At 66.6% G+C, this 11,929-nt stretch carries 12 protein-coding genes; 6 read left to right on the top strand and 6 right to left on the bottom strand.

Annotated features, from left to right (window positions below; all coding sequences use genetic code 11):
- From ACWDTF_RS22465 to pdxH, 3 genes are all read right to left on the bottom strand, one after another.
- Entirely contained in the window at positions 1 to 1,074 is a 1,074-nt protein-coding gene (locus ACWDTF_RS22465) for an isopenicillin N synthase family dioxygenase (RefSeq protein ID WP_449755093.1), read from the bottom strand.
- Positions 1,075 to 1,102: 28 nt separating this feature from the next.
- Positions 1,103 to 2,398 carry an MFS transporter gene (locus ACWDTF_RS22460; protein WP_355279353.1) on the bottom strand — a complete coding sequence of 432 codons (1,296 nt, stop codon included), beginning with the start codon at positions 2,396 to 2,398 and terminating at the stop codon, positions 1,103 to 1,105.
- A 129-nt stretch (positions 2,399 to 2,527) separates the two neighbouring features.
- Positions 2,528 to 3,223: a pyridoxamine 5'-phosphate oxidase gene (pdxH, locus tag ACWDTF_RS22455; protein WP_433259422.1), complete on the bottom strand. Its 696-nt coding sequence runs from the start codon at positions 3,221 to 3,223 to the stop codon at positions 2,528 to 2,530.
- A gap of 139 nt (positions 3,224 to 3,362) precedes the next feature.
- On the opposite strand from pdxH, the gene ACWDTF_RS22450 reads away from it, so the two are divergent.
- Positions 3,363 to 4,490: a citrate synthase 2 gene (locus tag ACWDTF_RS22450; protein WP_240857666.1), complete on the top strand. Its 1,128-nt coding sequence runs from the start codon at positions 3,363 to 3,365 to the stop codon at positions 4,488 to 4,490.
- 71 nt (positions 4,491 to 4,561) lie between these two features.
- Here ACWDTF_RS22450 and ACWDTF_RS22445 read toward each other — a convergent pair whose 3' ends face one another.
- From ACWDTF_RS22445 to ACWDTF_RS22435, 3 genes are read right to left on the bottom strand one after another with little or no spacing between them, the layout of a single operon-like run.
- Complete coding sequence (locus tag ACWDTF_RS22445) at positions 4,562 to 6,184, bottom strand: ABC transporter permease (protein WP_355279358.1); 1,623 nt, start codon at positions 6,182 to 6,184, stop codon at positions 4,562 to 4,564.
- The gene (locus tag ACWDTF_RS22440) at positions 6,184 to 7,077 is read right to left on the bottom strand and encodes an ABC transporter ATP-binding protein (protein ID WP_240857669.1); all 894 of its coding nucleotides are present in this window, start codon (positions 7,075 to 7,077) and stop codon (positions 6,184 to 6,186) included. The genes ACWDTF_RS22445 and ACWDTF_RS22440 overlap by 1 nt, the downstream gene beginning before the upstream one ends.
- On the bottom strand, positions 7,074 to 7,745 hold the full coding sequence (locus tag ACWDTF_RS22435; protein WP_240857670.1) for a TetR/AcrR family transcriptional regulator: 672 nt from the start codon (positions 7,743 to 7,745) through the stop codon (positions 7,074 to 7,076). The genes ACWDTF_RS22440 and ACWDTF_RS22435 overlap by 4 nt, the downstream gene beginning before the upstream one ends.
- A gap of 131 nt (positions 7,746 to 7,876) precedes the next feature.
- Between ACWDTF_RS22435 and ACWDTF_RS22430 the strand changes: the two genes are divergently transcribed.
- The 5 genes from ACWDTF_RS22430 to ACWDTF_RS22410 all read left to right on the top strand — a co-directional run bounded on the left by ACWDTF_RS22430 (position 7,877) and on the right by ACWDTF_RS22410 (position 11,824).
- A complete protein-coding gene (locus ACWDTF_RS22430; RefSeq protein ID WP_355279361.1) occupies positions 7,877 to 8,155 on the top strand; it encodes a hypothetical protein in 279 nt (92 codons plus the stop codon).
- Between the two features lie 84 nt (positions 8,156 to 8,239).
- Positions 8,240 to 8,590 (top strand): hypothetical protein, encoded by a 351-nt coding sequence (locus ACWDTF_RS22425; protein WP_355279363.1) that lies wholly within the window; start codon positions 8,240 to 8,242, stop codon positions 8,588 to 8,590.
- Positions 8,591 to 8,621: 31 nt separating this feature from the next.
- Complete coding sequence (gene serC / locus ACWDTF_RS22420) at positions 8,622 to 9,767, top strand: phosphoserine transaminase (protein ID WP_240857672.1); 1,146 nt, start codon at positions 8,622 to 8,624, stop codon at positions 9,765 to 9,767.
- A 188-nt stretch (positions 9,768 to 9,955) separates the two neighbouring features.
- Complete coding sequence (gene sepH, locus ACWDTF_RS22415; RefSeq protein WP_355279365.1) at positions 9,956 to 11,044, top strand: septation protein SepH; 1,089 nt, start codon at positions 9,956 to 9,958, stop codon at positions 11,042 to 11,044.
- Positions 11,045 to 11,047: 3 nt separating this feature from the next.
- Entirely contained in the window at positions 11,048 to 11,824 is a 777-nt protein-coding gene (locus tag ACWDTF_RS22410; protein ID WP_240857674.1) for a DUF6928 family protein, read from the top strand.
- Positions 11,825 to 11,929: the final 105 nt, after the last annotated feature.

Here is an 11,929-nt window from a genome sequence, read left to right as displayed (position 1 = left end):
CTACTGCTGGCCGAGACCGCGCTGCATCGCGCGCTGGACTCGGGCAGCCTCCCGCTTGGCGTATGGATTCGATTGTCCCGCACGCGAACCCGCCAACTTGGCGCCGATGTGCTCGCCGACGGTGATCGGCGAGTAGCGGCTGCCCGCGCCGACGCAGGACGGCAAGGTGGAGATCGTCGCGTCGATGTTGCCGTCGTGGAAGTAGGCCGCCGAACGTCGACGCTGGATGGTGCCGTCGACGATGGGTGGTTTGACCCGATGCAGCGTCGACATCCAGCGTTCGTTGGTCCAGCGCGCCATCAGGTCGCCGAGATTGATCAGCAGCGCTCCCTCGGTGGGTGTGACGTCCTGCCACTGTCCGTTAGGGTCGAGCACCTGCAGGCCGCGGACCTGATCGGCCCACAGCACGGTGACGATGCCGTAGTCCGTGTGCTCGCCCATCCCGGTCAGTTCACCATCCAGCGTTACCTCACCCGGCTCGAGCGCGTAGTTGTTCATGCGCAGGACATCGAGCGAATGGTCGGTGTAGCCGTCGAAGAAGTCCGGCGGGATGTCGAGGGCGTCGGCGAAGATCCGCGTCAGGGTGTGCGCCACGCGTCGGGCCTCGGAGAAATAGGTCGACACCGCGGCCTGGAAGTGGTCGACCTGCGGCCAGGTGTTGTCGGCGTACTGATCGGCGGGGAGTTCCAGCTCGGGATACTCGCCCGCCTCGACGCCGACATTGAACGCCTCGAAGAAATCGTTCATCCCGGCCGCCGACTCGAGGCCGAGACTCAGCGACAGCGACTCCGATTTCGGCGGCGCATACCCGCGGTTGATCTCCGGCGCAGTGCGATAGGCCTTCTTGGCCTCGAGCGGCAGGGCGAAGAAGTCGTCCATCACCGCGGTGAACTCGTCGATCACCGCGGACGGGATCTCGTGACCGACGATCTGGATGAAGCCAACGGAACTGGCTGCGTCGTCGATCTGGGCGGCCACCACCGCACGGTCGGCCGGAGTCCCGTTGGCGGTGTACGCGCTGATGTCGACGATGGGCACACGAAAACCGGTGGTGGCGGCGGTCATGGCATCCATGGTGACATCGAATCGGCAAACGCGCTGATCAGGCCGTGGGCGGTGTGGCGTCGCGTCCCTTCGGCTGCCCGACGCGGTAGCGCACGAAGGCCGGAATCAGCAGCGCCGCAACGATGGTCAGCACCACCACGCCAATGCCGCCGAACGTTGTCGTCACCGCGACGCCGAAGGACGCGGCCGCCGCACCATGTAACACGTCCGCGATCCGCGGTCCACCCGCGACAACCACGATGAAGACGCCCTGCAGACGACCCCGCACCTCGTCGGTGGCGGCGGCGAGCAGGATCGACTGGCGGAACGCGGCCGACGCCATGTCGGCGGCACCGCCGATCATCAGCAGGACAAGCGTGATCGGAAGCATCGGGATGGCCGTCCCTCCGGCGAGGCCGACGGCGATGCCCGTCCCGGTGATCGCCAGACCCCAGATGATGATGCAGACGATCACCGCGAGCCCCTGCCGCTTGACCCGTGTGACCCAGCCGGAGAAGATTCCGCCGACCACCGCGCCCGCCGATATGGCAGTGAACAGCAGCGCAAACGCCCAGCCGCCCTCCGTTGGACCACCGAAATTCTCGTGCGCCATCTGCGGGAACAAGGCCCGCGGCATGCCGAAGATCATCGCGATGAGATCCACCAGGAACGACGCGAGCAGGATCTTGTGGCCGCCCAGGTAGCGCAGCCCATCGATCACCGACCGCAGGCCGGGCACCTTGGGCGCGTCGTCGCTCTCGGGTCGCAACGACGGCAGCCGGATGACGGCCCACAGCGTCGGGATCAGGAAGATCGTGTCGAGGAAGTAGAGCAGCGAATAGCCGAGCACAGGGATCATGGCTCCGCCGACCAGCGGCCCGGCGATCGCGCCCGCCTGCATCACCGTCATGTTGAGCGACAGCGCCGCCGGGAGCTCACGATCGTCGAGCAGCCGCGGGAGCACGGCCGTCCGCGTCGGCTGGTTGATGGCGAAGAATGCCTGCTGAATTGCGAAGAGCACCAGGATGATCCAGACATTCCGGACACCCATGGCCGACTGTGCCCAGAAGAGAGCACTACAGACGATCAGGCCGGACGTGGTGATGACGAGCAGCGTCCGACGGTCGAAGACGTCGGCGAGCGCGCCTCCCCACAACCCGAAGACAACCAACGGCACCAGACCGAACACGCCCGTCAGGCCGACGTAGGCCGAACTCCCCGTCATGACGTAGATCTGTGCGGGCACCGCGACGATGGTCAGCTGTGCCCCGATGACCGTGATGATGTTGGCCGTCCACAACCGCCGGAAGTACGGATTCTGCAGCGGGGTGGTGTCGGCGAGAAGACGTCGCACCAGAGAAGCTTAGGCGAGGTAACGGTTGGAAAGCTGTACTCCCCAGTCCGACGAACTGCACTGTGCACTCGGCCGGGCCGGCTCGTACAGATTCCCGCAGGTCAATGGACGGTCACCGGACCCAACGAGTCAGGGCTGAAGCCGGGCCGCATGCCAGCCGTCGTCGGAGTGCGTGAGTCGTACCCGGTTGTGCAGGCGATTCGCCCGGCCCTGCCAGAACTCGACGACGGTCGGAATCAGCCGGAACCCACCCCAGGTGGGTGGCACCGGAACGTCTGCGTCGCCGTCGAACCCACCGAACTGCTCGGCCACGGCAGCGGCCTTCGCCTCGAGGTCGGGGCGGGTGCCGATGGGCCGGGACTGGTCGGAGGCCAGGGCCGACAGTTGCGAGCCGCGCGGCCGGTTGAACCAGTAGGCCTCGGTTTCCTCCATGCTCACGTGCTCGACGGGTCCACGGAAATGCACCTGACGCTCGAGGGCGATCCACGGAAACGTCACCGACGCGAACGGATGGGCGGCGAGGTCACGGCCCTTGTCGGAGTCGTAGCCGGTGAAGAAGACGATGCCACTCGCGTCGACCCCCTTGCACAGGACGGTGCGGGTGGCGGGATGACCCTCGGCGTCGGTGGTGCCCAGCACCATGGCATTCGGTTCGGCGATGCGCGCGTCGACTGCTTCGCGCAGCCACACCGTGAACAGCTCGAGCCAGGGCGGATCACCACGTAGCCAACTCGGGTCCAGATTCTCGCGGATGCCGTCGGCACCGGCGGCGCGGTCCCCTTCGCCGATATTCGGCGGAATACCGCCGCCATACCCGACGCGCATGTTCGGAAGGTCTATCGGTTGGTCCGCCACCCTTGGAAAGGCTACTCCCCGGTATGCCGACGGGGGCGGACTGTCCTACAGTTCAGTTAGTTCGTATCAACTCAGCACACGATGGCGTGTCGACGAGGGGTAGATCAGCATGTCCAACACGGTTCCCGACGACTTCGTCCCCGGTCTGGAAGGCGTGGTGGCGTTCACCACCGACATCGCCGAACCCGACAAGGATGGCGGCAATCTCCGCTACCGCGGCGTCGACATCGAAGACCTCGTCGAGAACAAGGTCACCTTCGCCGACGTGTGGGCGCTGCTCGTCGACGGGAAGTTCGGGGACGGATTGCCGCCCGCCGAACCGTTCCCGCTGCCCATCCACACCGGCGACGTGCGCGTAGACGTACAAGCCGCACTGGCGATGCTCGCCCCGATCTGGGGTTACGAACCACTTCTCGACATCGACGACGCCACCGCGCGCGAGAATCTCGCCCGGGCGTCGGTGATGGCGCTGTCGTACGTCGCGCAGTCGGCGCGCGGCATCCATCAGCCAGCGGTACCGCAACACGTCATCGACGAATGCGACACCGTCACCGCGCGATTCATGACCCGATGGAAGGGCGACCCGGACCCGCGTCACATCGCGGCGATCGACGCCTACTGGGTGAGCGCCGCCGAACACGGACTCAACGCGTCGACATTCACCGCGCGGGTGATCGCGTCGACCGGCGCCGACGTCGCGGCATCGTTGTCGGGCGCGATCGGCGCGATGTCGGGACCGCTGCACGGTGGGGCTCCGGCGCGAGTACTACCGATGATCGAGGAGGTCGAGGAGACCGGCGACGCGCGCGCATTGGTCAAGGGCATCCTCGACCGCAAGGAGAAGCTGATGGGCTTCGGCCACCGGGTATACCGGGCCGAGGACCCGCGTGCACGCGTATTGCGTCGCACCGCAAAGGATCTCGGCGTTCCACGCTACGAGGTGGCGGCCGCGTTGGAGCAGGCCGCCCTCACCGAATTGCGTGAGCGTCGTCCCGACCGCGCGATCGAGACCAACGTCGAGTTCTGGGCCGCGGTGATCCTGGACTTCGCCGAGGTCCCCACGCACATGATGCCCGCCATGTTCACGTGTGGCCGCACCGCCGGCTGGTGTGCGCACATCCTCGAGCAGAAGCGTCTCGGCAAGCTGGTACGACCCGCCGCGATCTACACCGGCCCCGCACCGCGACGCCCGGAGGACGTCGAAGGCTGGGGCGATGTGGTGAAACCCGGTCTCTGACAACCTGAATTCGGATTCGTAGCAATAGTGAGCTCGAGACGCGCACTGATGCTACCGATTCGAAGTCACGGTCAGCCGACGTCGCGACGGCGGAAGGCAGCCCATCCCGCGACCGTCACCACTGCGGCGACACACAGCATCACGACGATCGGGGTCCACTGCATCCGCGCGACCGGGACCTGCGGTGTGTGCGTGAACGGCGAGAGGTCTTCGGCCCACTGCGGGAGACCGAACATCCCCGACAACGGACCCAAGAACAGTGCGGCGATCACCAGAATCCACCCGGCCGGCACGAGTGACGATCGAAAACCGTACAGCGCCAGAGCAACAGAGGCCATGACGAGCGATGCCGGAATCTGGGCCGCGCCGGCGCGCAGGGCATCGGAGCCGGCCGACGACCAATTGCCGCCCGCGATCGCATTCCCGACCGTCATCGCCGCGACCGCCAACAGCAGGATCACCACCACACCGCCCGCCGCGATCGTGACATAGGCGAGGTGCTGGCGGGTGCGCGACGTCGGACTGGACAGGATCAGCTCGGTTCTCGACGACTCCTCTTCCGCACGCATACGGGTGGCAACATTCACCGCCCACGCACTCGCGGCGACCGCGAAGAACCCCATCATCGTCATCCCGAACAGTGTGCTCAGGTCTGCGCCGAGCTCGGAGGATCGCACGACATCCTCGAAAGGTGAATTGCCCGACGCCAATTGCTCGACGGAGGGCTGCATGAACCCGACGATGAGCCCGTATGCCGCCACCCCACCAGCCCATGACGCGAGCAACGGCACCGTCAGCCACCCGTGGATCGACAGCACCGACCGCAGTCGGTCCGACGACGCCGGCCCTGGCCGCGGGGCGATGAGTCCAGCGCCGATATCGCGCCGCATCACCACGCCGCACGCCAACGCCAGGCCGAAGACGAACACCGCCATCGACGCGAGCGCGAACCACAGGTTGTTGGCGCCGAACGGGTCGATCAACTGCGCCCAGCCCAGCGGAGTGACCCACCGCAGCCAATCCCAGCCGTCGATCGCGTCCGCGACCCCGCGCAAGAGATAGCCCACCAACACCACCGACGCGGCCGCCAAGTTCGCGATGTGCGAGGTCTTCGCCACCTGCGCCGTGACGAGCGCAGCCCCGGCCGCAGCCAGACCCGTCGTCGCATACTGGGCAAACACCGCGACCACATCCATCGGGCCCGCACCGAGCGGAAACAGCATGAGCGACATACCCAATGCCACGACCACCGAGAACAGCAGAGCGGTGACGGCCGCCGCGACCACGGGCGCCAGCGGCCCGGTGACCGACGCCCGCAACAGTTCGGTTCGCCCGAGTTCCTCCTCCTTGCGGGTCTGGCGAACCACCAGAAGCACCACACAGACACCGAGCGCGGCGATCATGAACAGGCCGGCCCGCCACACGGTCATCGACGCGGTGGAATCGATGTGGTCCAGCGGTCCGAGCAGGAACCGGAACGCGGCATTGCCGCCGAGACCCGCTTGCGCTCCGAGCCTTTCCTGGGTCGTCGAATACCCACTGGCGATCGATGCTGCCGTCGACACGTTCAGCGCCACGAACACCACGAACGTGATCAGCATCGTCCAGCGCTCGCGACGCAGCATGAGCCGCAGCAGTTTCCCCGTGTTGGCGAACGCGTCCCGGGAGATCAACAATTCGGCAGGTGCAGTCATCACGCCTCCGAATATGCTTGCAGGAAAAGCTCTTCCAGACTGGGCGGTTCGACCGCGAGCGCTGTCACACCTTGATTGGCCAGCGCACGCGTGACCTCGGCAAGACCGGATTCGTCGACGGTGAACGTCGCCTGGTGGCCGTCGATGACCAGATCGTGGACGGCGGCAAGACGTTCGAGGCCCGCCGGATCGTCGCGGAGGGTGACCGTGACGCGCGACCGCCGAAGATGCCGCAGCTCGGTCAGCGTGCCCGACCGCACCGTCTTGCCGGCCCGGATGATGGTCACCGTTTCGCACAGTTCCTCGACCTCGGCGAGGATGTGGCTCGACATCAGAACCGCGGATCCCGTTGCGGCCCTCTCCCGTACACACTGCGTGAACTCACGTGTCATCAGCGGGTCGAGTCCGGAGGTCGGTTCGTCGAGGATCAGCAGTTCACTGTCCGAACACAGCGCGGCGACGAGCGCGACCTTCTGCCGGTTACCCTTCGACAACGTCGACGCCTTCTTGGTGGGGTCGAGTTCGAATCGTTCGATGAGTTCGGCTTTGCGAGTGGCAGATTGGGAGCGAACCTCGCGCAAGGAGAGCAGAAGATCGATACATTCGCCGCCGGTGAGTTGCGGCCACAGATTGACATCGCCCGGCACATAGGCGAGGCGCCGATGGATCGCCACCGCATCGGTCAGCGGATGCCGTCCGAATACCTTTGCGGTACCGCCGTCGTGGCGGTACATGCCCAGCAGAATCCGGATCGTCGTCGACTTCCCCGAACCGTTGGGGCCGAGGAATCCCGCGACCTCCCCGGGTTCGACGGTGAGATCCAGGCCGTCGAGAGCGTGAAATCTCCCGAACCGCTTGCGAAGTCCCGCAACCTCGATCACCGGAGTGTTCATTGACCTTCGTCCTCTCGGTTGGCGCCGGTCCGGTGCGCGAGCACCGCATCGAGCAAACTCTCGTCGGCCATCACGCCGTGGACCGCCAGTTCGGTGGCGGGGACCACCACCCGATCGACGTAGGACCGCAGGATGGCTCCGGCATCCGACCAGTCGTCGGGCGGATACATCACGACGTCGACGAGGAGCGCCCCCATCGACTGCGCGAGCAGGTAGCGGGCGCGGGCGGCCTCGTCGATCGCGGGTTTGACGGTGCCCGCGGCCACGCCCGCCCGTAAGGTCGCCTCGCCGTCGGTGGCGAGGTGGTCGAGAAGCTCGCGCGCCATCGCACCACCGGACTGGAGGCTCCGCACGATGTAGATGATGCGCGGGCCACTGTCTTCGACGGTGTCCATCTGGGCCAACAACGCCCCGAACGGCGATGCACCTGCGTCCTTCTCGAGGCTCCGCCGGTTGTCGTCGCGGGTGCGGGTCAGGACATACGAGTCGCACTCGGCGCGGAGATTGTCCTTGCTGCCGAAGTGGTGGATCACCAGCCCCGGACTGACCGACGCGGCGTCGGCGATCGTGCGCACCGTCGCGTCGAAGCCGTCACGGGCAAACACCTCGATCGCCGCGTCACGTATCCGTGCACGCGTCGTTCGGTCGTCGGCCGTGGTTGAACGCACGTTTAATACGTTAAACGCGCGTTCAGTCCCGGTCAAGGGTGAGATGTCGGCCAACGTCATCCCGGCGCATGACGATCCGGGCGACCGTGCCCGAGACCGCCTAAACTCGCAGGCAGCAGACAGGGAGCGCCATGCGGTCGATCACGACGATCTTCACCGACGAGGGACCGGAACTGTCTGCGGACGAACAATCGGCGGCAGTGGGCGAAGCCCGGCGGCTCGCACTCGCGTCGTTGGGGACGTTCCGGACCGTTCACATCCAGTACCGCAGCTATCGCCGCAGCGCAGGCCACCGATTCATGGCCTTCCCCGAGTGGCGTGCCCACTACCGCCAGGCCCAACGCGGCTTCATGGCGAACGCCCCCAAGGACCCGACCCACGGGATACCACCGGGCGGCTTCGGATACTGACGAGTCGCGTCGGCTGTCGACATCGGCGATACGTCGTCGAACAGGCCCGCCTGGGGTGTACCCGCTGCCGATCGCGGTGTGACGGTGACCGGCCCCGTCGGCCTGCGCATCCTGGGAAGGTCGAGGTTGTTCCGGTACGAGATCCGGTGCTGGCGCGACGGCCCGATCCCCGACCTCGCGTACGCGATCGCAAGCCACTCCGTCCCCGACGACGAGACCGTTGCACGGAGCGTCGTCGAACTCACCGCGTCGGTTCCTGCGCACGTCTGGGGCCGACGTGCACCCGGGACGTCGGAGATGTGGAACTCGAACGCTGTCCTGGCCTGGCTGTTGACGGCGAGCGGCGTCGACACCGAGGACGCGGGATTGCCCGACGGTTGCCGCGCGCCCGGTTGGCGGGCCGGGATCGACGCGGCGACCAGGGCCGCACCATAGTGGTCGCGGTCACAACCCTAGAATTGCGAGCATGAGCGATACCGCCACCGCACCCATCACCCTGCCCGCCGATCTGTTGCCTGCCGACGGTCGCTTCGGTTGCGGGCCGTCGAAGGTGCGTCCCGAACAGCTGCAGTCGCTGGTCGACACCGGTGCATCGGTGTTCGGCACCAGCCATCGTCAGGCGCCGGTGAAGAACGTCGTCGGCTCCATTCGCGCCGGTCTCGCCGACCTGTTCTCGCTGCCCGACGGCTACGAGGTGGTGCTGTCCAACGGCGGCACCACCGCGTTCTGGGATGCCGCGGCGTTCGGCCTGATCAAGCGTCGGTCGCTGCACCTCACCTACGGCGAGTTCTCATCGAAGTTCGCGACGGTCGCCAAGAAGGCACCGTTCCTCGATTCGCCTGCGGTCATCTCCACCGAGCCCGGCACCGCCCCCGATCCGGCCGCGCTGACCGCCGATGACTTCGGCGGCGTCGACCTGATCGGCTGGGCACACAACGAGACGTCGACCGGCGTGGCCGTGCCGGTGGTCCGCCCCGCCGAGTCCGACGACGCGCTCATCGCGATCGACGCGACCTCGGGTGCGGGCGGTCTTCCGGTGAACATCGCCGACGCCGACGTCTACTACTTCGCGCCGCAGAAGTGCTTCGCCTCCGACGGCGGACTCTGGGTTGCACTGATGAGCCCGGCCGCCCTCGAGCGGGTCGCACGCATCGCGGAGACCGACCGCTGGTGCCCGGAGTTCCTGTCGCTGCCGACCGCGGTCGACAACAGCAGCAAGAACCAGACCTACAACACGCCTGCCGTCGGATCGCTGCTGCTGTTCGCGAATCAGATCGAGTGGATGAACGGCAACGGCGGACTCGACTGGTGTGTGTCGCGCACCGCTGACTCCTCTTCGCGGCTCTACGACTGGGCGCAGGCGAGCGAGTTCGCGACACCGTTCGTCGCGGAGCCGTCGAATCGCAGCCAGGTGGTCGGCACCATCGACTTCGACGACGAGGTGGACGCCGCGGCCGTCGCGAAGACGTTGCGCGCCAACGGGGTTGTCGACACCGAGCCGTACCGCAAGCTCGGCCGCAACCAGCTGCGCATCGGCATGTTCCCGGCCATCGATCCCGAGGACGTCACCAAACTGACCCAGTGCATCGACTACATCGTCGAGCGTCTCTGACCGACGCCGCCCCGTGTGAGCGGGGTTGACTTCGCGCGTACCGTGGACACCAATGACCACATCGATCACGCGTGTATCTATGGCCACAGTAGTTCTGAACTGCGGTTTTGCCGCGTGTCAACCGTGGATTCATCAGAGCAACGGTTAGTGTGGCGATGGAATTGCAGCACTCAGCGGAGGAGGAGCAGATGCGTGAGCTCCGGGTCGTCGGGGTAGAAACCGATGGCGCGCATGTGATCTGCCAGGATCCTGAGTCCGGTGAGAAGTTCCGCGTCGCCTCCGACGAACGTCTGCGAGCCGCGGCCCGCGGCGACATCTCACGATTGGGACAGATCGAGATCGAGATGGAAAGTGCACTGAGACCCCGCGAAATCCAAGCACGCATCCGGGCGGGAGCCACGGTCGCCGAAGTCGCGGCCATCGCCGGGGCGCCGGTCGACAAGATCGAACGCTTCGCCCATCCGGTGCTCCTGGAGCGCACCCGCGCCGCCGAACTGGCCGGCCACGCTCACCCGATCAGACACGACGGCCCGTCACTGTCGACCCTCGACGAGTCCGTCACCGAAGCGCTCATGGCCTACGGCCAGAATCCGCAGGACGCAGCCTGGGACGCGTGGAAGGGCGAGGACGGATACTGGGTCGTCCAGGTGACCTGGCAGGTCGGACGCTCGGACAACGCTGCGCACTGGCGCTTCCAACCGGGCTCCCACGGCGGCACCGTCGACCCTCTCGACGACCTCGCCGACGAGCTCAGCCACCCGGAATGGATTGCCCCGCGACGTCGCCTGACTCCGGTTGCGACCCCCGAGCTGACCCCGCCGGTCGACGTCGCCGCCGATGGACATGAGGCGGTCACGGTCGACGCCAACTCCGTGATCGGCGCCCAACGCGCCCGACTCGAACGTCGGCTCCCCGACTCCGACGCACACGGCACGGTCCCCTTCGATTTCGACGCGATCGATGACGAGTCGCATCAGGTTCCGCCGTCGAACCAATCCGACGATCATTCGGCGACCGTGCATTCGACCACAGACTTCACGGTCGCGGACCCCGATCCCCGCGTCGGGCCCGGGGACGTTTCCGAGCCCGACGCGGCCCCCAGCGACCCGACGCCCGCGCAGGATTCCTCCACCGAGGAGTCTGCTGTCGACCCCATCCCGGCAGGTGCCGACAGCGGCCCGGCCGATCACAAGCAGCGTCGACGCAAATCGCGTAAACCCGCGGTGCCTGCGTGGGAGGACGTACTGCTCGGCGTGCGCAGCAACGGGAGCAGCTGACCGGTGGCCGCGCGCGCCGTCACGCTCTGGTTCATCGACACCGACCAACCCGTCGATGCGCTCAGGGCCCACGTCGAGCAGGGCCTTCCCAACGACGTCGGACACGCGCAGGAGCTTGCGACCCAGATCTTCGGCGACAGCGTCCTCGTGCCTGCCATCGACACCGACCTGGTCACTGCTGCCGGCGCGCAGGACTCCCACGTCTACGCCGGCTGCTACGGACCGTTGGCCGTGGTGTCGTGTTCCCTGTTCGCGACGCGACGACCGTCCACCCTCACCCGCACGATCGCCACGATCCGCCCGAGCGCGGTGTCGACCTTGCTGTGGACCAACCCCGACGACTCCCTCGGCGTGTTCGCCCGATGGGAATCGGGGAGCCTGCGCCGCTCGTTCGCCGCCGACCCGGTCAACATCGACGAGGACGAGGGACTGCCGTTCACCTTCGAGGGCCCGTTCTGGGGTGGTGAGGTTCCGCTGCGCTACGCCGAAGGTGTGCCCGCCGAACCGATGGCGCTGCCCTTCCATCCCTCGCAGTTCGCCGAGGAATCCAATCGGGCGTGGCTCGGATTCCGGTTCACCCCGCCCGTCGTCGAACCAGATCTCGATCCGCGTCGAATCCCGGTGACCGGCTTCGTGATCCACCCATCCGACTATGAGCCGACGGAAACCGATCTGTCGGCCTATCGCGATCAGAACGGTCCGAGCACACCCGTGACCGAGGAAGCCGAACCGGCACCGAAACGCGGACGGATCGCACGGTACTTCGGCTTCGGCGGCTGACTCGAAGAGTTGGTGACCGACCCCGCTGACCTGCGGAAATGTCGTGGTATCCTACCCGCAAAATCTCGGGGAAGAGTTTCTTCTTCCCCTACTTTTTGTGGCGGA

The sequence above is a fragment of the Gordonia sp. NPDC003422 genome (assembly GCF_053588675.1).
Note: the sequence above shows the minus strand (reverse complement) of the source record. Positions and strands in the feature narration are given on the sequence as shown.